This window comes from Streptomyces sp. NPDC046379 (assembly GCF_055587785.1).
Genome location: NZ_JBVJFP010000010.1, coordinates 267,112 through 290,356, shown reverse-complemented (window position 1 = coordinate 290,356; position 23,245 = coordinate 267,112). Strand labels below are relative to the sequence as shown.

The window sequence follows — 23,245 nt, the reverse complement described above, 5'->3', positions numbered from 1 at the left end:
TCCCCACTGTTCTGCCCAGAGCACGCCTCGCACTCACGTTTCCCCAGGGCGGGGCCCTCGTTGAAGACGTCTGTGAGGCACGTACATGGGCGCGCGCGACGCGCGAGGGCCGCGCTGGCCGCCGTACTGACATGGACAGCACTGCTCGCCGGGGCCACCGGCTGCACTTTTGACGGCACGGGCGCGAGCCCCGGCGCCCCGGGCAAACCCCCGTCCGCGAAGGACGCCGTCCGCGTCGTCCCGGGGGACGGCAGCACCGGCGTGCGCCCGGGCGCACCCCTGCGCGTGCGGGCCGCGACGGGACGCCTGGAGTCCGTCGAGGTCGTCCGCTCCCAGGACGCCCGCAGGACCCCGGTGCCCGGCCGCATCTCCCGCGACGGCCGCAGCTGGACGCCCGACGAACCCCGGCTCGCGCTCGCCGCCGAGTACCGCGTCCACGCGGTCGCCGTCGACGCCCAGGGCCGCCGCTCCGCCCGGCACACCACCTTCACCACGTTCGTGCCGGAGGAACGCTTCATCGGCTATGTCACCCCCGACAACCGTGCCACGGTCGGCACCGGGATGATTGTCTCCCTCCGGTTCAACCGCGCGATCGAGAACCGCGCCGCCGTGGAGCGCGCCGTCCACGTCATCGCCAGGCCCCCCGTCGAGGTCCGCCCCCACTGGTTCGGCGACGACCGCCTCGACTTCCGCCCCGAGGAGTACTGGAAGCCCGGCACCCGCGTCACCGTCGCCCTGCGCCTGCGCGACGTCGAGGGCGCGCCCGGCGTCTACGGCCTCCAGCACCGCACGCTCTCCTTCACCGTCGGCCGCAGCCAGGTCTCCCGGGTCGACGCCGCCGCCCACACCATGGAGGTCCGCCGCGACGGCGTCCTCCTCGGCACCGTCCCGATCACCGCGGGAGCGCCGGAGACGACCACGTACAACGGCAGGATGGTGGTCACCGAGATGCTGGAGCTGACCCGGATGAACGGCGCCACGGTCGGCTTCCGCAAGGCCGACGGCAAGAGCGAGTACGACATCCCGGACGTCCCGCACGCCATGCGGCTCACCGCCTCCGGCACCTTCCTGCACGGCAACTACTGGGCGGACGCCGACGTCTTCGGCAACGCCAACGTCAGCCACGGCTGCGTCGGGCTGCGCGACGTGAAGGGCGGCGGCCCCGGCACCCCGGCCGGCTGGTTCTTCGACCGCAGCCTCGTCGGGGACGTGGTCGAGGTGGTCAACAGCGACGACCGGGAAGTCGCGCCGGACAACGGGCTCGGCGGCTGGAACATGGGCTGGGAGGAGTGGAAGGCGGGCAGCGTCGTGAAGTGACCGCACTGCGGGGGGAGTCCGGACCGGGGGCGGGTCCGGGAGCGGGCCGGTCGGGACCGAACGGCGCCGGCCGGGCCGAGGGTCCGGACGCGGTCCGGTCGGGAGTGAGCCGTGCCCGGCGCAGGAGAGGGGCCGGTTGGGACTGAACGGTGACAAAACCGCGGCGTTCACCGTGCTGACCATCTGGTTAATATGCGCCGAGCGCGCACGAAACGCGCGGGGGCGCGGGACCCGACGGGGTCCCGCCGGGTCCGGACGAGGGCCCGCGGAGGGAGAACACAGTGAACGTGGGACCGATACGGGGGGCGTCGGTTGACGCGCGCGGAGGGCGTGCGCGGGCGCGCCGGGGGGTGCCGGCCCTGCTGGCCGGCGTGCTGCTGCTCGCCGTCGCGGCGTGCGGCGGCCCGGAGTCCGGGTCCGGCTCCGGGGACGGCAAGGGCAAGCGCAAGGACAAGGCGGCGGCCACCGCGCAGGGCGGTCAGTCCGAGGCGGCCGTCACCATCACCCCGAAGGACGGCGCCGAGGCCGTCGACACCAGCGGCGCGCTGAAGGTGACCGCCGCCAAGGGCCGGCTGACCGAGGTCGTCGTCAAGGACGCCAAGGGCAACGAGGTCGACGGGGAGATATCCGGGGACGGCGCCACCTGGACGCCGTCCAGCCACCTCGCCGCGTCCACCCAGTACCGGGTGCACGCGGTCGCCAAGGACTCCGCCGGCCGCGAGGCCGCCGAGGACTCCGACTTCACCACCCTGACGCCGCAGAACACGTTCATCGGGACCTTCACCCCCGAGGACGGCTCCAAGGTCGGCGTCGGCATGCCGTTCTCCCTCCGCTTCACCCGGGGCATCACCAACCCGGACGAGGTCGAGAAGGCCATCGAGATCAAGACCGAGCCGCCCGTCGACGTCGAGGGCCACTGGTTCGGCAACGACCGCCTCGACTTCCGGCCCGAGGAGTACTGGAAGCCCGGCACCGAGGTCACCGTCCGCCTCAACCTCGACGGCGTCGAGGGCAGGCCCGGCGTGTACGGCCAGCAGGCCAAGACCGTCTCCTTCACCGTCGGCCGCAGCCAGGTCTCCGTCGTCGACGCCAAGAAGCTCACCATGAAGGTCATGCGGGACGGCAAGCTGTTCAAGACCATCCCGGTCACCACCGGCGCCCCGGGCTACGACACCTGGAACGGCCAGATGGTCATCAGCGAGAAGCTCGCGGTGACCCGGATGAACGGCGACACGGTCGGCTACGGCGGCGAGTACGACATCAAGGACGTCCCGCACGCCATGCGCCTGACCACCTCCGGCACCTTCCTGCACGGCAACTACTGGGGCGGCGACGCCTTCGGCAACCGCAACGTCAGCCACGGCTGCGTCGGCCTGCGCGACGTGCGCGGCGGCTGGGACGAGAGCGCCCCGGCCCACTGGTTCTTCGACAACTCGATGATCGGCGACGTCGTGGTCGTGAAGAACTCCAACGACGCCACGGTCGCCCCGGACAACGGCCTCAACGGCTGGAACATGCCGTGGGAGGAGTGGAAGGCGTAACGTCCGCGCGTACGACGGGCCCGGTGTGACCGACCGCACCGGGCCCGTTGTCGTTAGTGGCCGTTAACCTGCCTGCATGACCGTGAATCTCGAAGTCGCCGAAGGCGTCGGCACGCTCCGCCTCGACCGTCCGCCGATGAACGCGCTGGACGTCGCCACCCAGGACCGGCTCAAGGAACTCGCCGAGGAGGCCGCGCGCCGCGACGACGTGCGCGCCGTGGTCCTGTACGGCGGCGAGAAGGTGTTCGCGGCGGGCGCGGACATCAAGGAGATGCAGGCCATGGACCACACCGCGATGGTCCTGCGCGCCCGCGCCCTCCAGGACTCCTTCACCGCCGTCGCCCGCATCCCCAAGCCCGTCGTCGCCGCCGTCACCGGCTACGCGCTGGGCGGCGGCTGCGAACTGGCGCTGTGCGCGGACTTCCGGATCGCCGCGGACAACGCCAAGCTCGGCCAGCCGGAGATCCTGCTCGGCCTGATCCCCGGCGCGGGCGGCACCCAGCGGCTGTCCCGGCTGATCGGCCCGTCGAAGGCGAAGGACCTCATCTTCACCGGCCGCATGGTCAAGGCCGACGAGGCGCTCGCCCTCGGCCTGGTCGACCGGGTCGTCCCGGCGGCCGAGGTGTACGACACCGCGCACGCCTGGGCGGCGAAGCTGGCCCAGGGCCCGGCGCTCGCGCTGCGCGCCGCGAAGGAGTCGATCGACGCGGGCCTGGAGACGGACATCGACACCGGTCTGACCGTCGAGCGCAACTGGTTCGCGGGGCTGTTCGCGACCGAGGACCGCGAGCGCGGTATGCGCAGCTTCGTCGAGGAGGGCCCGGGCAAGGCGAAGTTCCTCTGACGTTCCCGCAGCCCGGCGTGCGACGCGAAAACCCTCTGGGGAACGGGCAGTTGCCACGATGTCTGATTCCGGCTCCCTCGATGGGGCGGTGTGTGGAAGCCTTAAGGCAACCTTAAGCCTGCCGTGTCGAGGGAGACCGCAGTTGCCGCCGAGCGATCCGTCCGCCCAGGTCGCGCGCCATGGGAACGATCCCGCATTGCCCCTGGCACATGCCGGTCGACTCCCGTGGACCCCTGCCTTCCGGGGGGCGTATTCGCCGGACCCTGCCACGGAGGCGGCGCCGGGCGGCCATGATGGGGGGATGGCGGGGCTGGAGGGCAGCGAACAGCCGCAGGGACGCGGTCGTACGACAGCGGCGCGCTGGTCGCCCGCGGTCGAGGACGAGCGGGCGCTCGAGGCCCTGGAGCTGTTCGGCAACCCGGCCGAGGCGGAGGTCCCGTTACTGTCCCGCCCCGAGTCCGCGGGCACGGCCCGGCGGCTGGCCCAGGTGGTGGTCCTGCGGCAGTGGGGACTGTCGCCGAAGATGACCGAGGACGTGGTGTTACTCGTCTCCGAGCTGGTCGGCAACGCCGTCCGGCACACCGGGGCCCGCGTCTTCGGCCTGCGGATGCGCCGGCGCCGCGGCTGGATCCGCGTCGAGGTGCGCGACCCCTCCCGGGGACTGCCCTGCCTGATGCCGGTCCAGGAGACGGACGTCAGCGGCCGGGGGCTGTTCCTGGTGGACAGGCTCGCGGACCGGTGGGGCGTGGACCTGCTGCCGCGCGGCAAGACGACCTGGTTCGAGATGCGGGTCGCGGACCGGTGACGGACGGCCGGGGTGCGGACCGCTGACGGACGGCCGGACTCGGCGCCGGTGACGGGCTGCGGCCGGGGTGCGGACCGCGGGCGGGACACGCCGTCGTACGGGTGACGGTCCGCAACTGCCGGGCACGTGCCGTGGATCGTACGTCCCATGATCACAACTCGCCTTCGGCGGCGGGCCGCTGCCGCCGCCCTGTCCTGTGCGGCCGTCCTCGCGACCACGGCCGCCACCGTCTCCGAGAACGCCGCCCCGGCCAAGGCGCCCGCCGCCAAGGCCGCCCCGGCCTGTCCCCAGTTCGAGGACCGCATCAAGGCCGCCGCCGACCGCCGCGTCGACCTGGAGCGCATCACCCCCAAGCCGGTCTGGCGCACGACCTGCGGCACCCTCTACCGCAGCGACAGCCGCGCCCCCGAGATCATCTTCGAGCAGGGCTTCCACCCCAAGGACGTCGTGGGCGGCCAGTACGACGTCGAGAAGTACGTCCTCGTCAACCAGCCCTCGCCGTACGTCTCCACGACGTACGACCACGACCTGTACAAGACCTGGTACAAGTCGGGCTACAACTACTACATCGACGCCCCCGGCGGCATCGACGTCAACAAGACGATCGGCGACACCCACAAGTGGGCCGACCAGGTCGAGGTCGCCTTCCCCGGCGGCGTCGCCCGCGAGTACGTCATCGGCGTCTGCCCGGTCGACAAGCAGACCAAGACCGAGATCATGGACGACTGCCGGAGCAACCCGCACTACAAGCCCTGGCACTGAGCCGCCCGGGTCCGCCCGTTAGTCTGACCTGCGTCAGTACGACCAGTAGGACGATTCAGCGGGAAAGACGAGGGGCGGACCGGTGGCGGACATCGAGGAAGCGCGCAAGCAGTTCGAGCGGATCGACACGGACGGCGACGGCTACATCACGGCCGCCGAGTTCAAGACCGCTCTGGCGCAGGGGGGCGACTGGAACGTCACCGAGGCGGTCGCCGAGGCCGTCATCGGCAGCCGGGACCTCAACGGCGACAAGGTGCTGTCGTTCGACGAGTTCTGGGCCCACCTGAACAAGTGACGCGACCGGAAGGGGCGTCCACCGCGCGGTCGGCGCGGGTGGACGCCCCTTCGGCATGAATGTCGCGCGCCCGGAATAGCGGGACGACCCCCGGAGTTGACGCACCCTGACAGACGTATGCATGTGCATTCAATGAAGGGGTCGGACATGAAGATCGGCATCATCGGCGCGGGCAACATCGGCGGCAACCTCACCCGGCGGCTCACCGCCCTCGGGCACGACGTCTCCGTCGCCAACTCGCGCGGTCCCGAGACCCTGACCGCGCTCGCCGAGGAGACCGGCGCGACGCCGGTCCGGGTCGAGGAGGCGGCGCGGGGCGCGGAGATCGTCGTCGTCACCGTCCCGGTCAAGGCGGTCCCGGACCTGCCCGCCGGGCTGCTGGACGGGGCGGCCGAGGGCGTCGCGGTGATCGACACCGGCAACTACTACCCGCGCGAGCGCGACGGCCGGATCGCCGAGATCGAGGACGGGGGCATCACCGAGAGCCGCTGGACCGAGCGCCGCATCGGCCACCCGGTGATCAAGGCCTTCAACGGCACCTACGCCCAGGACATCCTCGACCGCCCCCGCCCGGCCGGCGACCCCGAGCGCATCGCCCTCCCGGTGGCCGGCGACGACGAGGCCGCCAAGGCCAAGGTGCGGGCGCTCATCGACGAACTGGGCTTCGACACGGTCGACGCGGGCGGCATCGACGACAGCTGGCGCCAGCAGCCGGCCACGCCGGTGTACGGACTGCGCGAGGGCGTGGACGGCGTGACCAAGGCGCTGGCGGCGGCGTCCCCGGAGCGCACGCCGGAGTTCCGCGGCTGACCCGCCGCACCCGTCCGGGTCAGGCGTCGCCGGCCCACTCCCGCAGGGCCTCCTTGCTGGAGAAGCCGGCGACGTTCTTGTCCACCGGGTCGTCCGTGTACTGGTGGAAGCGCCACTTCGCCTTGATCCGGGGCTTGCCCGCGGTGACGTAGTCGGCGATCCACAGGCCGTCGCCGGCGTACGACGTCGTGTCGATGTTCAGCCAAAAGTGCCGATTGCAGTACAGGACGACCCGGTTGTCCGGCCGGAGTTCCTTCACCTTCCGGATGAAACGGTCCTTCTCGGAGTTGGAGGCGTGGGTGCCGTCGCTGGTCGTCTCCCAGTCGACGGCCAGGATGTCGCCCGGGCGGTCCGGGGCCTTGCTCACGAAGAACTCCGCCTGCGCGGTGAGGTTCCCGGGCCACAGGAAGTGATAGAAACCGACGACCAGCCCGGCGTCGCGGGCCCGCTCGGTCTGTGCGGCGAGCTTCGGGTTCACGTAGGTGCGTCCCTCCGTCGCCTTGACGAAGACGAAGGAGAGGCCCTCGGTGCCGTAGGTGCTGGACTGGAAGGAACTGACGTCAATGCCGCGGAGCATGGACACTCCCAAAGGGACGAAACGGGCCGTGCGTTGATGTATGCCCCGTATCGGCGGCGCCGACGCGGCCGGGCGCCGGCCGCCTGTCAGCCCGCGGGCTCGATGCGCAGCACGGCGGTGGCGCCGCGGGTCCCGACGACCTCCAGGCTCATGACGTCGTTGAGGGTCGCCACGGTCCCCCGCGAACAGCGCAGCCCGACGCCGCCACCGCCCGCCGACGACACCCCGCCGCCGCCGGAACAGCCCGAGACGCTGTAGCCCGACCCCGTCAGCGGCGCGGTCATCTCGACCGTCCCGCCGGTGATCCTCTTCACCTCGATCGGCCCGAGGCCGTACCGCACCGGCACGTTGACGACGTCCCCCACCCCGACCTCGATCTCGCACGTCCCGTCGGCGCACGGCCCGGTCGGGGAGGGCGACGGGGTGGGGGTCGGCGCGGGAGGGGCGGACGTGGGCGGGGCGGAAGCACTGGGACGACGGGTGGAACCGTCCGCGCCTGCCGGGGAGTTCGAGGAGTCCCGGGAGCACGACGTGAGAGCGGCCAGGAGGACGGCGGCGAGAACGACGGGCGGGGTGCTGCGCATCATGGCGCCATACGACCACACACCGGGCGGGACCCCTCCCGGCGACGGCTCAGCACTCGATGATGTTCACCGCGAGCCCGCCGCGCGCCGTCTCCTTGTACTTCACGCTCATGTCCGCGCCGGTCTCCTTCATCGTCTTGATGACCTTGTCCAGGGAAACCTTGTGCGAGCCGTCGCCGCGCATGGCCATGCGGGCCGCGGTCACCGCCTTGACCGCGGCCATGCCGTTGCGCTCGATGCAGGGGATCTGGACCAGGCCGCCGACCGGGTCGCAGGTGAGGCCGAGATTGTGCTCCATGCCGATCTCGGCCGCGTTCTCGACCTGTTCGGGCGTGCCGCCCAGCACCTCGGCCAGCGCGCCCGCCGCCATCGAGCAGGCCGAGCCGACCTCGCCCTGGCAGCCGACCTCGGCCCCGGAGATGGAGGCGTTCTCCTTGAAGAGCATGCCGATCGCGCCGGCGGCGAGCAGGAAGCGGACCACGCCGTCCTCGTCGGCGCCGGGCACGAAGTCGAGGTAGTAGTGCAGGACCGCCGGGATGATGCCGGCCGCGCCGTTGGTCGGGGCGGTGACCACCCGGCCGCCGGCGGCGTTCTCCTCGTTCACCGCCATCGCGTAGAGCGTGATCCACTCCATCGCGTGCGCCAGGGGGTCGCCCTCGGCGCGGAGCTGGCGCGCGGTCATGGCGGCCCGGCGGCGCACGCGCAGGCCGCCCGGCAGGATGCCCTCGCGGGACATGCCGCGCGCCACGCACTCCCGCATCACCCGCCAGATCTCCAGCAGGCCCGCGCGGATCTCGTCCTCGGTGCGCCAGGCGCGCTCGTTCTCCAGCATCAGGGAGGAGATGGACAGACCGGTCTCGCGGGTCAGGCGCAGCAGTTCGTCGCCGGTGCGGAAGGGGTACTTCAGCACCGTGTCGTCCAGCTTGATGCGGTCCGCGCCGACCGCGTCCTCGTCGACGACGAAACCGCCGCCCACCGAGTAGTACGTCTTCGACAGCAGTTCCGCGCCCGAGGCGTCGTACGCCCACAGGGTCATGCCGTTGGCGTGGTACGGGAGGGTCTTGCGGCGGTGCAGGACGAGGTCGTCGTCGTAGGAGAAGGCGATGTCGTGGGCGCCGAGGAGGCGGAGGCGGCCGGCGGAGCGGATCGCCTCGACGCGTTCGTCCGCCGTCTCGACGTCCACCGTGCGCGGCGAGTCGCCCTCCAGGCCGAGCAGCACCGCCTTGGGGGTGCCGTGGCCGTGGCCGGTCGCGCCGAGGGAGCCGTACAGCTCCGCGCGGACGGAGGAGACGGCGTCCAGGAGCCCTTCGCCGCGCAGGCGGCGGGCGAACATGCGGGCCGCGCGCATGGGTCCGACCGTGTGCGAGCTGGACGGGCCGATGCCGATCGAGAACAGGTCGAAGACCGAGATGGCCACGGGGACTCCTCAGGGGCGGGGTGGTGCGGGGGCGGCGGTGCACGGGGGTGGTGTGCGCCGCCGGGGTGAGGCGCCCGGTGGGGCGCCTCACCGCGGGAACGTCCGGCTGCCCGGCGGTCAGCCGCCGAGGCCGGGGTAGAGCGGGTGCTTGTCGGCGAGGGCCGTCACCCGCGCCTTGAGGGCCTGCGCGTCGTACGACGGCTTGAGCGCCTCCGCGATCACGTCCGCGACCTCGGCGAAGTCGTCGGCCGTGAAGCCGCGGGTGGCCAGGGCGGGCGTCCCGATGCGCAGACCGGACGTCACCATGGGCGGGCGCGGGTCGTTCGGGACGGCGTTGCGGTTGACCGTGATGCCGACCTCGTGGAGCCGGTCCTCGGCCTGCTGCCCGTCCAGCTCGGAGTCGCGCAGGTCGACCAGGACCAGGTGCACGTCCGTGCCGCCGGACAGGACGGAGACGCCGTGCCCGGCGACGTCCTCGCGCACCAGGCGCTCGGCGATGATCCGGGCGCCCTCCAGCGTGCGGCGCTGGCGCTCCTTGAAGTCCTCGCTCGCCGCGACCTTGAAGGCGACCGCCTTCGCCGCGACGACGTGCTCCAGCGGGCCGCCCTGCTGGCCGGGGAAGACCGCGGAGTTGATCTTCTTGGCCAGTTCGGCCGTGGACAGGATCACGCCGCCGCGGGGGCCGCCCAGCGTCTTGTGGGTGGTCGTCGTCACGACGTGGGCGTGCGGCACCGGGTTGGGGTGCAGGCCCGCCGCGACCAGACCGGCGAAGTGCGCCATGTCGACCATCAGATACGCGCCGACCTCGTCGGCGATCCGGCGGAACGCGGCGAAGTCCAGCTGCCGCGGGTACGCCGACCAGCCCGCGACGATCAGCCGGGGCCGGGACTCCTTGGCGAGGCGCTCCACCTCGGCCATGTCCACGCGGCCGTCGTCACCGACGTGGTACGCGACCACGTCGTAGAGCTTGCCGGAGAAGTTGATCTTCATGCCGTGGGTCAGGTGCCCGCCGTGCGCGAGGTTCAGGCCCATGATCGTGTCGCCGGGCTTGAGCAGCGCGAACATCGCGGCGGCGTTGGCCTGCGCGCCGGAGTGCGGCTGCACGTTGGCGTGCTCGGCGCCGAACAGCTCCTTGACCCGGTCGATGGCGATCTGCTCGACCACGTCGACGTGCTCGCAGCCGCCGTAGTAGCGGCGGCCCGGGTAGCCCTCGGCGTACTTGTTGGTGAGGACCGAGCCCTGGGCCTCCATGACCGCGACCGGGGCGAAGTTCTCGGAGGCGATCATCTCGAGGGTGGACTGCTGGCGGCGCAGCTCGGCGTCGACGGCGGCGGCGACGTCCGGGTCCAGCTCGTGCAGGGGGGTGTTCAGAAGCGACATGTCGGCGTTGGCTCCTCAGCCGGCGATGTGGGCGTCGTACTCGTCGGCGGAGAGCAGGTCGGCCGGCTCCTCCGCGACGCGCACCTTGAACAGCCAGCCGCCCTCGAAGGGCGCGGAGTTCACCAGCGACGGGTCGTTGACCACGTCCTCGTTGATCTCGGTGACCTCGCCGGCGACGGGGGAATACAGTTCGCTGACCGACTTGGTCGACTCCAGCTCACCGCAGGTCTCGCCCGCGGCGACCGTGGAGCCCACGTCGGGGAGCTGGGCGTAGACGACGTCGCCGAGCGCGTTCGCCGCGAACGCGGTGATGCCGACCGTCGCGACGCCGTCCTCGGCGGCCGACAGCCACTCGTGCTCCTTGCTGTAGCGCAGCTGCTGGGGGTTGCTCATGGCCTGGATTCTCCTGTACGCGTGGGACTGCGGATGAACGGGGGACTGCGGAAACCGCTGCTGAGCAGGGTGAAGGCGGGCGGAGTCGCATGCGGACCGGCACATGCGGACCACGCCTCAAGTGTTACTTCCGGCGCTTGTGGAACGGCAGCGCCACGACCTCGTACGGCTCGTGACTGCCCCGGATGTCCACGCCGACACCGGGCGTGCCCGGCGCCGCGTGCGCGGGGTCGACGTACGCCATGGCGATCGGCCGGCCCAGCGTCGGCGAGGGCGCGCCGGAGGTGACCTCGCCGATCACCTCGCCGCCCGCGACCACGGCGTACCCGGCGCGCGGCACCCGGCGGCCCTCGGCGACCAGGCCGACCAGGACCCGCGGCGGGTTCTCCTCGGCGCGGGCGGCGGCCGCCAGCAACGCCTCGCGCCCGACGAAGTCACCCTCCTTGCCGAACTTCACCACCCGGCCGAGACCGGCGTCGAAGGGGGTGAGCGCGGTGGTCAGCTCGTGCCCGTACAGCGGCATGCCCGCCTCCAGGCGCAGCGTGTCACGGCAGGACAGCCCGCAGGGGACCAGGCCAGCGCCCCGACCGGCCTCGGTCAGCGCCTGCCACAGGGCGACGGCGTGCCCGGGGCGCACGAACAGCTCGAAGCCGTCCTCGCCGGTGTAGCCGGTGCGCGCAATCAGCGCCGGGACGCCCGCGACCGTGCCGGGCAGTCCGGCGTAGTACTTCAGGCCGTCGAGATCGGCGTCGGTCAGCGCCTTGAGGATGCCGGGGGACTCGGGGCCCTGCACGGCGATCAGCGCGTAGGCGTCCCGGTCGTCGCGCACCTCGGCGTCGAAGCCGGCGGCGCGCTCGGTGAGGGCGTCCAGCACGACCTGGGCGTTGGAGGCGTTGGCGACGACCATGAACTCGGCCTCGGCGAGGCGGTAGACGATCAGGTCGTCGAGAATGCCGCCGTCGGCCCGGCAGATCATCGTGTAGCGGGCGCGGCCGACGCCGACGGAGGCGAGGTCGCCGACCAGGGCGAAGTTCAGCAGGGCGGCGGCGCCGGGGCCGGTGACCGTGATCTCGCCCATGTGGGAGAGGTCGAACAGGCCGGCGCGGGTGCGCACCGCGAGGTGCTCGTCGCGCTCGGAGCCGTAGCGCAGGGGCATGTCCCAGCCGGCGAAATCGGTCATGGTCGCGCCCAGTTCGCGGTGCAGGGCGTCGAGGGCGGTGCGACGGGGTACGGAACTGCTCATCGGACGGATGTCTCCCGGGGCGATGGGGGGACCTCCCGTGCGAGCTCATTCGAGCATGGGGGAGGGCGAGGTCGTTCCTCCCCATCTGTCATCGGAACCTGAGAGGTTCGCCATGACCGTGACCGGTCACTGGCTTGCACCTTGGGTGGGACCACCGCGCACGGCGGCGGCCCGCTTTTCAGATGTGCCTCGCCCGTGCGGTAACGGTGCCTGAGAGATTCAAGGGAGGGACTTGCTCCTTCGGCGTCCCAGCGCCGGTGGCGGCTGGGAACTCTCCCGCGCGGATTCAAACGGCCGGTATGCAGTTGGCGCGCACATCATTGCACGCATCGCCGGTTCGCGGCAGGCTGCGATCTGTAACCGTGCTGTGGCACCACGAGTACGAAAACACGAGACACCGCGGATTACCTTCTCTTTACACTCGACGGGGACGGGAACTCGTGAACCGCCCCAGGGGAGGACGATCACGGTGAACAGGACCACGGCCTACGCCGCCGGCTCGCCCGTCGCGCTGCCCCGGCAGCCCGCCGCGTCCGCGGGGGAGGCGTGCGTCCCCGCGCCGGTCGTCCGCGACCTGCGCGAGCGGGCCGGACGCAGCCCGCACGCACTGCTCTTCGGTCCCGGCGACCTGGTCGTGGTCACCGGTCTGCCCGGCAGCGGCAAGTCCACCCTGATGCGCCGGACCGTCAAGGCGGTCCGCATCGACTCCCAGGACACCCGCGACCGCTGGGACCGCCGCATGCCCGGCTTCCTGCCGTACGGGCTCTACCGGCCGCTGGTGCGCCTCGCCCACTACGCCGGGCTGCGCCGCGCCCTGCGCACCGGCGAGGGCATCGTCGTCCACGACTGCGGCACCCAGGCCTGGGTGCGCGCCTGGCTGGCCCGCGAGGCCCGCCGCCGGGGCGGCACGCTGCACCTGCTGTTCCTCGACGTCACCCCCGAGCAGGCGCTGGCCGGGCAGCGCGAGCGCGGCCGGGGCGTCTCCCGCTACGCCTTCCGCCGCCACCGCCGCGTCGCCGCCCGCCTCCTCGCCCGAGTCGAACGGGGCGCCCTGCCGCCCGGCTGCGTCTCGGCGGTCCTCCTCGACCGCGACGCGGCGAACACGCTGCGCCGGATCGGGTTCACGGGCTGAGGACGGGGGCCCGGGCGGGGCCGGGAATCGCGGCGTCCGCCACCGGGCTGTTCGCGGTCGCACGCCGGGCCGTGCCGCGTATACCGGGGCGTATCGCGTATACCGGGGCCGGGCCGTGCTCGCCGGGCCGGGCCGTGCTCGCCGGGCCGGGGCGTGCTCGCCGGGCCGTGCCGTGCTCGCCGTGCCGCGCACGCCGGGCCGGGCCGCGCACGCCGGGCCGGGCCGCGCACGGCCGGCCGCGCGATGGCCGGGGCGGGGCCGGGAGCGGGCGTTCCACGGTCGCCGGGGCGGGGCCGGGAACCGACGGCGGCGGGCCGGCGCAGGTTCGCGGACCGGGGTTTCGCGGTGTCCGGGACGGGGTCTGGACCGGGCAGTTTCCCGATGGCCGGGAATGGGGCCGGGGCACGAGAACTCCGCGGTGGTCGGCGCCCGACGCCGGGGGTCTGCGACCGGGGCTTCGTGACGGCGGGCCCCCGGCGCCGGCGGCCGTGGGCCGGGGGCTTCCCGGCGGTGGGCGCCGGGGGTCGCGGGCCCGGGGCCCGGCCCGCCGGACGGTAGCCTTTCAGCCGGACCAGTAGTTCTCGGCAGGCGGTAGGCAGATGGACTTCCCGGCGGACTTCTCCGCGGACATCCCGGCGCAGGCGCACCCCCATCCGCACGGCGGATGGCCCGGCAACGAGCTGGAGGAGGTGCTGTCCGCGTCCCTCGGCGTCCCCACGGCCGGCGCCCGGATCGTCGAGGTGCTCGGCCGCAGCTTCGTCTGGGTGCCGCTGCCCAACGGCGGCGGACCCGACAGCGGCCCGCTGGACCTGCCCACCATGGAGATCGCCGGCCAGGCGTACGTGCCCGTGTTCAGCTCCGAGGAGCAGTTCCGCCAGGTCGTCGGCGCGCACATGTCGTACACCATCGCCCCCGCCGTCGAGTTCGCGCGCGGACTGCCCCCGCAGGCCGGCATCGCCGTCAACCCCGGCGGCGTCGTCGGGATCCCGCTGCCGCCGCCCGCGGTGGCCGAACTGTGCCGGGCCGGGCGCACCCCCCTGGACGGGCCCGCGAGCGGCGGCCGGGTCCGGCTGTTCGAGCCGGACTGGCAGGACGACCCGGTCGACTTCCTCTCCGCCGCCTCCGCCGAGTTCGAGGGCATCGGCGTGGTCCGCACCGCCCGCCGCTGCCTGGCCGCCATCGAGACCGCCGACCCCGTGATGTTCGTCGGCGTCGAACTCACCGCCTGGGAGGGCGACCTGCGCGCCCTGCCGCTGGACGCCCTCGGCCGCGCCCTCGGCCGGGTCCCGGTCCGCTGGCCGGTGAACCTGGTCCTGCTGGACGTCACGGACGACCCCGTCGGCCACTGGATGCGCGAGCGGGTGCGCCCCTTCTATACGCAAATTCTCCCGCAGAACGGCTGAAGTCGATTCGTCGCCAAGGCCCTAAGCTAGGGTCACGGCTCAAAGCGGGCGTGGGACGAAGGGGCGGTAAGAAGTGAGCGCGAGCGGCACGGGAACCGCCGCGGCCGGCCAGGTCGAGCACATGCTGCGCCAGGTGACGCCGGGGCGCTACGACGCCTACGAGGCGCTGCTGCGCGCCCTCGCCACCCCCTCCGTCGGCCAGGTCTGGATGCTGCTGTGGCACGGCCAGGCCGGTTCCCCCGACGCCCAGTACGGCGACATGGAGGTCGGCGGCCACCACTACGCGCCCTGCGTCACCTCCGCCCAGGAGCTCTCCGCCAGCGGCTGGAACCGGTCGTACGAGGTGGTCGACGCCCTCGACGTGGCCCGCACCCTCTACCCCGACCACTACGGACTGTGGCTGAATCCGCACGCCCCCGGCGGCGGCGTCGGCATCCCCTGGCTCGATCTGCGGCGTATCGCCGCCGGTTTGGACCGCCAGCCCGCCGGCCCGCTGCGGCTGTCCGAACCCGCCGTCGAGGTCCCGCAGTTCTACGCCCTCCTCGCGCAGAACGCCCACCGCACCCCGGCCGTGCGCTCGCTGCGCCGCGCGTGGGTGCAGCCAGCCCTCGGAGCGCCGTATCTGGCCATCGGCCTGGACGTGTACGACACCTCCCCGCCCGCCGTGGACTCCGTGCGCGCGATGATGCAGCAGTCCATCGGCGCCGTCCCGGACGGCCTGCCGGTGTCCACCGTCGCCATGTCCGACGAACACGACCCGGTCGCCATGTGGCTGCGTGCCAACGCCCGTCCGTTCTACGACCGCGAGGCCCACGCCGCCCCGGCCGGCGGCTACGGCTACCCGCCCGCGCGCGCCTACTGAGCGCCCGCGCCACCCCTTCCGTCTCACTCCGCGAACGCGTCCACCCGCCCCGCGCGGGTCCCCGTCATGCCCTCGTGAACAGCCAAGTTTCGGCCGTGTCCTGCACGTTAAACCTCCGCATCCTTGATGTACCGGTAGCTTCCGATTTATCGAGTGTTCAAATCTCAGGTAGGTATCACCGCTATGCGGACTGTTCTCGTTTTCCGGCCGCGTCTGTAGTGTTCGGGCGGTCAACAGTGCTTTCCCCACAGTGGAACCCGGAGTGGCCTCCCTATGCGCATACTCAGATCCCGTGCCGCCAGGGCGATCACGGCCGCGTTGGCGGTCGGTGTGATCGCCACCGGCTGCGCCAGTGAGCGAGACAAGGAAGACCAGAAGGGGGACAAGGACACCTTCGTGTTCGGCGCCCCCGGCGACCCGAGCTCGCTCGACCCGGCGCTCGCGAGCGACGGCGAGACCTTCCGCGTCACCCGGCAGGCCTTCGAGGCGCTGCTGGAGCACGAGTCGGGCGGCAGCAAGCTCGTCGGCGGCCTGGCCGAGACCTGGGAGAGCAACGACAAGGGCACGGTCTGGACCTTCAACCTCCGCAAGGGCGTGAAGTTCCACGACGGCGAGACCTTCAACGCCGCGGCCGTGTGCGCCAACTACGACCACTGGTTCAACTGGACGGGCACCTACCAGTCCAGCGCGGTCTCCTACTACTGGCAGACCATCATGGGCGGCTTCGCGAAGAACGAGGACCCCGAGACCCCCGAGGCGAACTACAAGTCCTGCACCGCCAAGGACGAGCACACCGCCGTCATCGAGGTCAAGAAGCCCTCCGCGAACCTGCCCGGCGGCTTCTCCCTCCAGGCCCTGGCCATCCACTCGCCGAAGGCCCTCAAGGAGTACGAGAAGCAGGAGGCGACCGCCAAGGGCGACGCCATCACGTACCCCAAGTACAGCCAGGAGGCCGGCCTCGTCGCCGGCACCGGCCCGTACAGGATCACCAAGTGGAACAAGGGCAACAAGGAGGTCTCCCTGGAGGCCTTCGACGGCTACTGGGGCGAGAAGGCCAAGGTCAAGAACCTGGTCATCCGCACCATCGACACCGAGGACGGCCGCCGTCAGGCGCTGCAGGCCGGTGACATCGACGGCTACGACCTGGTCGCGCCCGCCGACGTCAAGACCCTCGAGGGCGAGGGCTTCCAGGTCCCGACCCGTGGCGTCTTCAACCTCTTCTACGTGGGCATGACCCAGGAGAAGAACCCGGCGCTGAAGAAGAAGGAGGTCCGCCAGGCCATCGCGCACGCGCTCGACCGCGAGAACCTGGTCAAGACCCAGCTGCCCGAGGGCGGCAAGGTGGCCACCCAGTTCATGCCGGACACGGTGGCGGGCTACTCCGAGAACGTCACCCAGTACCCGTACGACACCGCCAAGGCCAAGCAGCTGCTCAAGAGCGCCGGCGAGAGCGGCCTCAAGATCGAGTTCTGCTACCCGACCGAGGTCACCCGCCCGTACATGCCCTCGCCGCAGGACCTGTTCGAGCTGATGAAGGCCGACCTGGAGAAGGCCGGCATCACGGTCACCCCGAAGCCGATGAAGTGGGCCCCGGACTACCTGGACGCCACCGAGGCCGGCTCCTGCGCCCTGCACATGCTCGGCTGGACCGGTGACTTCAACGACGGCTACAACTTCATCGGCACCTGGTTCGCCGAGTACGACAAGCAGTGGGGCTTCAAGAACAAGGAGCTGTTCGACGCGGTGAACGCCGGCTCGAAGATCGCCGACACCGCGGGGCGCACCGCCGCCTACCAGAAGGCCAACGAGGTCATCATGGACTACCTGCCGGGCGTCCCGGTCTCCTCGTCGCCGCCCGCGATCGCGTTCGCCAAGAACGTGAACCCGCCGAAGGTCTCCCCGCTCACGCAGGAGAACTTCGCCGAGATCTCCTTCAAGTAAGTAGAGACAGGCATCGCACACGGGTCCGCCCGGCTGCTGCAACTCGGCGGCCGGGCGGACCCTTCGCTGAAGTCACTGACGTAAGAAAGGGGCATGCGGGGTGCTGCGTCTCGTCGTACGAAGACTGCTCCAGCTGATTCCCACCCTGCTCGGCCTGTCGGTTCTGCTGTTCCTCTGGCTCAACCGGCTGCCCGGCGGACCCGCCTCAGCGATCCTGGGGGAGCGGGCCACCGAGGCCGAAGTGGCACGGATCAACCGCGCACTGGGGCTCGACCAGCCCCTCCACATCCAGTACTGGCGCTTCCTCAAGCGCATCGGCGAACTCGACCTGGGCACCTCGGTGCAGACCGGTCAGCCCGTGTGGGACGAGTTCACGCTGCGCTTCCCGGCCACCGTCGAACTGTCCGTCGCGGCGATGATCATCGCGATCGTGATCGGCGTGCCGCTCGGCTACTTCGCCGCCCGCAAGCGCGGCGGCTGGCTCGACGTCACCGCCGTCTCCGGCTCGCTCGTCGGCATCTGCGTGCCGGTGTTCTTCCTCGCCCTGATCCTCAAGGACGTCTTCGCCGTCGGACTGGGCCTCTTCCCCAGCTACGGCCGCCAGGACAGCGGCATCGACGCCACCGAGGTGACCGGCTTCGCGGTCCTCGACGGCGTGCTCACCGGCGAGTTCGACGCCTCCCTGGACGCGGTCCACCATCTGGTGCTGCCCGCGATCACCCTGGCCTCCATCCCGCTCGCCGTGATCGTCCGCATGACCCGTGCCAGCGTGCTCGAAGTGCTCGGCGAGGACTACGTCCGCACCGCCGAGTCCAAGGGCCTGCGCCGCAGCGTGGTGCGCGGGCGGCACGTGCTGCGCAACGCCATGCTGCCGGTCGTCACCGCGGTCGGCCTGCTCACCGGCTCGCTGCTGTCCGGCGCCGTGCTCACCGAGTCCGTGTTTTCCTTCGGCGGGATCGGCTCCTTCATCCGGACGGCGATCGACGACCGCGACTACCCGGTCCTCGTCGGCTTCATCATGTTCATCGCGATCATCTACGTCCTGATCAACCTGCTGGTGGACGTGGCGTACAGCCTCATCGACCCGAGAGTGCGGGTGCACTGACGTGAGCACCACCAAGACAGAGAAGATCCAGCGCCTCGCGGAGCTCACCGCACACAACGAGAGCACGACCGGCGCGAGCCTGTGGAAAGAGGCCTACCGGCGGCTGCGGACCAGCAAGATGGCGATCATCGGGGCCGGCGTCATCGCCGTCTTCGTGCTGCTGGCCATAGTCGGCCCGTGGATCGCCCCGCATTCGCCGACCGCCCAGACCTGGCGCAGCGAAGTCCTCGTCAACCAGGGCAAGTTCGTCGGACCCCGCGGCGAGAACTGGCTGGGCCTGGACCACCTCGGCCGCGACATGTTCTCCCGGATGCTGGTGGGCGCCCGGCAGACCCTGCTCGTCGGCGTCGTCTCCACCATGATCGGACTCGTCGTCGGCTTCCTCATCGGCGGCCTCTCCGGCGCCGCGGCCACCCTCGGCGGCGACAAGGGCAAGCGACTCGACTCCTTCGTCATGCGCGTCACCGACATGATGCTGGCGCTGCCCTCGCTGCTGCTCGCCGTGTCCGTCGCGGCCGTCATGGGCCAGTCCCTGACCACCGTGATGATCGCCGTCGGCGTCGTCCAGGTGCCGATCTTCGCCCGCCTGCTGCGCGGTTCGATGCTCGCGCAGGGCGGCGCCGACTACGTGCTGGCCGCACAGGCGCTGGGCGTGCGCCGGCGCCGCATCGTCGTCACGCAGATCATGCCGAACTCGCTCAGCCCGGTGATCGTCCAGGCGACCCTCTCGCTGGCCACCGCCATCATCGAGGCGGCGGCCCTGTCCTACCTCGGGCTCGGCAACCCCGACCCCTCGGTCCCCGAGTGGGGCGTCATGCTGGCGCGCGCCCAGGACTTCTTCGACAACGCACCGATGATGGCGGTGTACCCGGCTCTCGGCATCATCATCACCGCGCTCGGCTTCACCCTGCTCGGCGAGGCCATGCGGGAAGCCCTCGACCCGAAGCTGCGAGGCTGAACCACCATGCCACTTCTCTCAGTCGACGAACTGACCGTCACCTTCGGCGGACAGCACGGCCGCAAGGAGTCCCGGGCGGTCGACGGCGTCTCGTTCTCCGTCGACCAGGGCCAGGTCGTGGGGCTGGTCGGCGAGTCGGGCTGCGGCAAGTCCGTCACCTCGCTCGCCCTGATGGGGCTCCTGCCGGCCAAGGGCGTCGAGATCACCGGCCGCGCCGACTTCGACGGCTCCGACCTGCTCTCCATGAGCCGCAGGGCGCTGCGCGACCTGCGGGGCCGCCGGATCGCGATGATCTTCCAGGACCCGCTGTCCTCCCTCAACCCGGTCGTCCCGATCGGCGTCCAGGTCACCGAGATCCTGGAGCGCCACCGGGGCCTGAAGGGCGAGGCCGCCCGCAAGGAGGCGGCGAGCCTGCTGGACCGGGTCGGCATCCCCGACCCCACCCGGCGGCTCAAGGAGTACCCGCATCAGATGTCCGGCGGCATGCGCCAGCGCGCGCTGATCGCCATGGCGGTGGCCTGCGCGCCGGGCCTGCTGATCGCCGACGAGCCCACCACGGCCCTCGACGTCACCATCCAGGCGCAGATCCTGGAACTGCTGAAGGAACTGGTCGACCAGGAGGGCACCGCCCTGTTGATGATCACCCACGACCTGGGCGTGGTGGCCGGCCTCTGCGACGAGGTGAACGTGCTCTACGCGGGCAAGGTCGTGGAGTCCGCGGGGCGCCGCGAACTGTTCGCCCACCCCACCCACCCCTACGCGCACGGGCTGCTGGGCTCCATCCCCCGGCTCGACGCCCCGCGCGGCGAACCGCTCACCCCCGTCCGGGGCTCCATCAACGACCGGATCGCCTGGGCCGACGGCTGCGCCTTCGCGCCCCGCTGCGACCGCTACGAGCTGGACTGCCTCGGCGGCACCCCGCCGCTCGCCGCGCCCCGGGCGGCCGGACACCAGGTGCGGTGCGTCCACCCCGTACTCGACGACGCCAAGGCCGAGGAGGTCCGCGCATGAGCCTGCTCGAACTGGACGGAGTCAAGGTCCACTTCCCGGTCAAGAAGGGCGTCCTCTTCGACCGCACGGTCGGCCACGTCCACGCCGTCGACGGCGTCTCCCTCAAGGTCGAGGCCGGCCAGACCTACGGCCTGGTGGGCGAGTCGGGCTGCGGCAAGACCACCCTCGGGCGGGCGGTGCTGCGCCTGGTGCCCATCACCGAGGGCGGCGTCGTGCTCGACGGAACCGACCTGGCCAAGCTGCCCGAGGAGGAGATGCGCCGCTTCCGGCGCCGGCTCCAGATGGTGTTCCAGGACCCGCTGGGCTCCCTCAACCCCCGGCAGAACATCGAGTCGATCCTCTCCGAGGGCATGATCGCCCACGGCATCGGCGCCACCCAGGAGGAGCGGCGCGAGAAGATCAAGGCGATCCTCGCCAAGGTCGGGCTGCCGTCCAACGCGCTGTCCCGCTACCCGCACGAGTTCTCCGGCGGCCAGCGCCAGCGCATCGGCATCGCCCGCGCCCTGGTCCTGGAGCCGGACGTGATCATCTGCGACGAGCCGGTGTCCGCGCTGGACGTGTCCATCCAGGCCCAGGTGATCAACCTGCTGGAGGAGCTGCAGGAGGAGCTGGGCCTGACCTACGTGGTCATCGCCCACGACCTCGCGGTGGTCCGGCACATCTCCGACGTGATCGGCGTGATGTACCTGGGCGCGCTGGTGGAGGAGGCCCCGAGCGACGCCCTCTACGCGGAGCCGCGGCACCCCTACACCAAGGCCCTGATGTCGGCGGTTCCCGTGCCCGACCCGGAGGTCGAGGACCGGCGCGAGCGCATCCTGCTCACCGGCGACCTGCCCTCGCCGGCCGACCCGCCCGCCGGATGCCGGTTCCACACCCGGTGCCCGTGGGTGCAGGAGACGCTGTGCGCCACCGAGCGGCCGGCGCTGACCGACGTCGGCGGCGGACACCGGGTGGCCTGCCACTACGCCGCCGAGATCGCCGCGGGGACGCTGACGCGGACGACGGGGGACGTGGTCCCGGCGGCGCGGGAGGGGCTGGACGACAATCCGGCGCCGGCGGCGGTGGGCGCGGCGGGGAAGGCGGCCGAGGCGGCCGAGGCGGAGAAGGCGGCCGAGACGGGCAAGGCGGCCGAGGCGGAGAAGGCCGGCTAGTCGGCCCTCCGTGGTGACCCTCTGGGTCGGCCTTTGATTTGCCGACCGTCTCACGGGGTGGACCTTGATTTGTAAGGTCCACCCCGGGGCGCGTCACAATGTTCTGGTGCTCCAGCAATTGTTCAGCCCTTCCGTCCAGCACACCCTGGATCTGGTCGGCATCTTCGTCTTCGCGATCTCCGGCGCACTGCTGGCCGTCCGCAAGAACTTCGACGTCTTCGGCATCGCGGTGCTCGCCGAGGTCACCGCGCTCGGCGGGGGACTCTTCCGCGACCTGGTCATCGGCGCCGTGCCGCCGGCCGCGTTCACGGACCTCGGGTACTTCCTCACCCCGCTCCTCGCCGCCCTCCTGGTCTTCTTCCTGCACCCGCAGGTGGAGCGCATCCAATCGGGGGTGAACGTCTTCGACGCGGCCGGGCTCGGGCTGTTCTGCGTCTCGGGCACGACCAAGGCCTACGAGCACGGGCTCGGCCTGACCGCCTCGGCCGCCCTCGGGCTCGCCACCGCGGTCGGCGGCGGGGTGCTGCGCGACGTCCTCGCCAACGAGGTGCCCTCACTGCTGCGCTGGGACCGCGATCTGTACGCCGTGCCCGCGATGGTCGGCGCCGCCATGGTCGCGCTGTGCATCCAGCACGACGTCCTGACGCCGGTGACCTCGGGGCTGGCGGTCGTCACGGCCTTCGTGCTGCGGCTGCTGGCGATGCGCTACCACTGGCGGGCGCCGCGCGCCTGGAACCGGCGGTCGACGGTGCGGGAGGAGATGCCGGAGGGGGCGGAGCGGCTGGACCGGCCATCGGAAAAAGCTACCGCTTAGTAGTTGTTTGTTGTACCGTACCGCCATGGCTCAGGCATCCCAGGCGACCATCGGCGACAGCGAGTTCGACCGCGACACCGCCGTCACCCGGCGCGCGCACGGCGTCTACGACATCGACCTGTCCGCCGGCTGGACCATCATCAACGCCGTGAACGGCGGCTATCTGCTGGCCGTCCTGGGCCGCGCCCTCGCGGACGCGCTCCCGCACCCGGACCCGTTCACCATCTCCGCGCACTACCTCACCGCCTCCCGGCCCGGCCCGGCGGTCGTGCGCACCGAGACCGTCCGCACCGGCCGCACCCTCTCCACCGGCCAGGCCTCGCTCTTCCAGTACGACGAGCAGGGCGCCGAGGTCGAACGGATCCGCGTCCTCGCCTCCTACGGCGACCTGGGCGCCCTGCCCGACGACGTCCGCACGACCGCGAAGCCGCCCGCGATCCCGCCGGTGGAGCAGTGCTTCGGCCCCTCCGACGCCCCGGCCCCCGTGCCCGGCAGCTCCGCCATCACCGACCGGCTGATGCTCAAGCTGGACCCGGCCACCCTCGGCTGGGCGCTCGGCGCGCCGTCCGGCAAGGGCGAGATGCGCGCCTGGTTCGGCCTCGCCGACGGCCGCGACGCCGACCCCCTCTCGCTGCTCCTCGCGGTGGACGCCCTCCCGCCGACCGCCTTCGAGCTGGGCCTGAGCGGCTGGGTCCCGACGGTCGAGCTGACCGTCCACGTCCGCTGCCGCCCGGCCCCCGGCCCGCTGCGCGTCTCCATCACCACCCGCAACCTCGCGGGCGGGTTCCTGGAGGAGGACGGCGAGGTCTGGGACAGCGAGGACCGGCTCGTCGCCCAGTCCCGGCAGCTGGCACGCGTGCGGCTGTCGGACTGAGGGCTCCGTCGCCGTCGGGCCGAGCG

Annotated in this window: 23 protein-coding genes and 2 riboswitches; of the genes, 17 read left to right on the top strand and 6 right to left on the bottom strand. The window is 71.8% G+C overall.

All coding sequences use genetic code 11. The features are described 5' to 3' along the window. Window positions 1–72: 72 nt before the first annotated feature. From ACZ6KF_RS19795 to ACZ6KF_RS19765, 7 genes are all read left to right on the top strand, one after another. Window positions 73–1,317: a L,D-transpeptidase gene (locus ACZ6KF_RS19795; RefSeq protein ID WP_469239400.1), complete on the top strand. Its 1,245-nt coding sequence runs from the start codon at window positions 73–75 to the stop codon at window positions 1,315–1,317. A gap of 281 nt (window positions 1,318–1,598) precedes the next feature. Then, window positions 1,599–2,858, top strand: coding sequence for a L,D-transpeptidase (locus ACZ6KF_RS19790; protein WP_469158923.1), 1,260 nt, complete (start codon window positions 1,599–1,601; stop codon window positions 2,856–2,858). 76 nt (window positions 2,859–2,934) lie between these two features. After that, on the top strand, window positions 2,935–3,702 hold the full coding sequence (locus ACZ6KF_RS19785) for an enoyl-CoA hydratase/isomerase family protein (RefSeq protein ID WP_356632750.1): 768 nt from the start codon (window positions 2,935–2,937) through the stop codon (window positions 3,700–3,702). A gap of 301 nt (window positions 3,703–4,003) precedes the next feature. Further along, window positions 4,004–4,507 (top strand): ATP-binding protein, encoded by a 504-nt coding sequence (locus ACZ6KF_RS19780; protein WP_469158924.1) that lies wholly within the window; start codon window positions 4,004–4,006, stop codon window positions 4,505–4,507. Window positions 4,508–4,654: 147 nt separating this feature from the next. Further along, on the top strand, window positions 4,655–5,269 hold the full coding sequence (locus ACZ6KF_RS19775) for an ADP-ribosyltransferase (protein WP_356632754.1): 615 nt from the start codon (window positions 4,655–4,657) through the stop codon (window positions 5,267–5,269). An 82-nt stretch (window positions 5,270–5,351) separates the two neighbouring features. Continuing rightward, entirely contained in the window at window positions 5,352–5,564 is a 213-nt protein-coding gene (locus ACZ6KF_RS19770; RefSeq protein WP_356632756.1) for an EF-hand domain-containing protein, read from the top strand. A gap of 132 nt (window positions 5,565–5,696) precedes the next feature. Continuing rightward, entirely contained in the window at window positions 5,697–6,374 is a 678-nt protein-coding gene (locus ACZ6KF_RS19765; protein ID WP_469158926.1) for an NADPH-dependent F420 reductase, read from the top strand. Between the two features lie 19 nt (window positions 6,375–6,393). On the opposite strand, the gene ACZ6KF_RS19760 is transcribed toward ACZ6KF_RS19765, so the two are convergent. From ACZ6KF_RS19760 to gcvT, 6 genes are all read right to left on the bottom strand, one after another. After that, the gene (locus tag ACZ6KF_RS19760; RefSeq protein ID WP_356632760.1) at window positions 6,394–6,951 is read right to left on the bottom strand and encodes a glycoside hydrolase family 25 protein; all 558 of its coding nucleotides are present in this window, start codon (window positions 6,949–6,951) and stop codon (window positions 6,394–6,396) included. Window positions 6,952–7,037: 86 nt separating this feature from the next. Continuing rightward, on the bottom strand, window positions 7,038–7,538 hold the full coding sequence (locus ACZ6KF_RS19755) for a hypothetical protein (protein WP_469239398.1): 501 nt from the start codon (window positions 7,536–7,538) through the stop codon (window positions 7,038–7,040). A 46-nt stretch (window positions 7,539–7,584) separates the two neighbouring features. Continuing rightward, window positions 7,585–8,952, bottom strand: a complete 1,368-nt coding sequence (locus ACZ6KF_RS19750) for an L-serine ammonia-lyase (protein ID WP_356632764.1) — start codon at window positions 8,950–8,952, stop codon at window positions 7,585–7,587. A gap of 117 nt (window positions 8,953–9,069) precedes the next feature. Continuing rightward, window positions 9,070–10,332 (bottom strand): serine hydroxymethyltransferase, encoded by a 1,263-nt coding sequence (gene glyA / locus ACZ6KF_RS19745; protein WP_469239397.1) that lies wholly within the window; start codon window positions 10,330–10,332, stop codon window positions 9,070–9,072. 15 nt (window positions 10,333–10,347) lie between these two features. Further along, window positions 10,348–10,725: a glycine cleavage system protein GcvH gene (gene gcvH / locus ACZ6KF_RS19740; RefSeq protein WP_356632768.1), complete on the bottom strand. Its 378-nt coding sequence runs from the start codon at window positions 10,723–10,725 to the stop codon at window positions 10,348–10,350. 124 nt (window positions 10,726–10,849) lie between these two features. Continuing rightward, window positions 10,850–11,968 carry a glycine cleavage system aminomethyltransferase GcvT gene (gene gcvT, locus ACZ6KF_RS19735; protein ID WP_356632770.1) on the bottom strand — a complete coding sequence of 373 codons (1,119 nt, stop codon included), beginning with the start codon at window positions 11,966–11,968 and terminating at the stop codon, window positions 10,850–10,852. Window positions 11,969–12,043: 75 nt separating this feature from the next. After that, window positions 12,044–12,156, bottom strand: a riboswitch (glycine riboswitch). Continuing rightward, window positions 12,157–12,257: riboswitch (glycine riboswitch) on the bottom strand. A gap of 180 nt (window positions 12,258–12,437) precedes the next feature. Here gcvT and ACZ6KF_RS19730 point away from each other — a divergent pair. The 10 genes from ACZ6KF_RS19730 to ACZ6KF_RS19685 all read left to right on the top strand — a co-directional run bounded on the left by ACZ6KF_RS19730 (window position 12,438) and on the right by ACZ6KF_RS19685 (window position 23,219). After that, a complete protein-coding gene (locus ACZ6KF_RS19730) occupies window positions 12,438–13,100 on the top strand; it encodes an AAA family ATPase (RefSeq protein WP_356632772.1) in 663 nt (220 codons plus the stop codon). A gap of 599 nt (window positions 13,101–13,699) precedes the next feature. Further along, window positions 13,700–14,503, top strand: a complete 804-nt coding sequence (locus ACZ6KF_RS19725) for an enhanced serine sensitivity protein SseB (protein WP_356632774.1) — start codon at window positions 13,700–13,702, stop codon at window positions 14,501–14,503. Window positions 14,504–14,576: 73 nt separating this feature from the next. Next, the gene (locus ACZ6KF_RS19720; protein ID WP_469158930.1) at window positions 14,577–15,365 is read left to right on the top strand and encodes an enhanced serine sensitivity protein SseB C-terminal domain-containing protein; all 789 of its coding nucleotides are present in this window, start codon (window positions 14,577–14,579) and stop codon (window positions 15,363–15,365) included. Between the two features lie 273 nt (window positions 15,366–15,638). Beyond that, window positions 15,639–17,306 (top strand): ABC transporter substrate-binding protein, encoded by a 1,668-nt coding sequence (locus ACZ6KF_RS19715; protein WP_356632778.1) that lies wholly within the window; start codon window positions 15,639–15,641, stop codon window positions 17,304–17,306. Between the two features lie 100 nt (window positions 17,307–17,406). Then, complete coding sequence (locus ACZ6KF_RS19710) at window positions 17,407–18,411, top strand: ABC transporter permease (protein ID WP_356632780.1); 1,005 nt, start codon at window positions 17,407–17,409, stop codon at window positions 18,409–18,411. Between the two features lies 1 nt (window position 18,412). Next, window positions 18,413–19,369 (top strand): ABC transporter permease, encoded by a 957-nt coding sequence (locus ACZ6KF_RS19705; RefSeq protein ID WP_356632782.1) that lies wholly within the window; start codon window positions 18,413–18,415, stop codon window positions 19,367–19,369. A 6-nt stretch (window positions 19,370–19,375) separates the two neighbouring features. After that, complete coding sequence (locus tag ACZ6KF_RS19700) at window positions 19,376–20,380, top strand: ABC transporter ATP-binding protein (RefSeq protein WP_356632784.1); 1,005 nt, start codon at window positions 19,376–19,378, stop codon at window positions 20,378–20,380. Then, entirely contained in the window at window positions 20,377–21,531 is a 1,155-nt protein-coding gene (locus tag ACZ6KF_RS19695) for an ABC transporter ATP-binding protein (protein ID WP_356632786.1), read from the top strand. Before ACZ6KF_RS19700 ends, ACZ6KF_RS19695 begins: the two co-directional genes overlap by 4 nt. Window positions 21,532–21,637: 106 nt before the next feature. Next, window positions 21,638–22,345, top strand: coding sequence for a trimeric intracellular cation channel family protein (locus ACZ6KF_RS19690; RefSeq protein ID WP_469158931.1), 708 nt, complete (start codon window positions 21,638–21,640; stop codon window positions 22,343–22,345). 25 nt (window positions 22,346–22,370) lie between these two features. After that, window positions 22,371–23,219, top strand: coding sequence for a thioesterase family protein (locus ACZ6KF_RS19685; protein WP_469239395.1), 849 nt, complete (start codon window positions 22,371–22,373; stop codon window positions 23,217–23,219). Window positions 23,220–23,245: the final 26 nt, after the last annotated feature.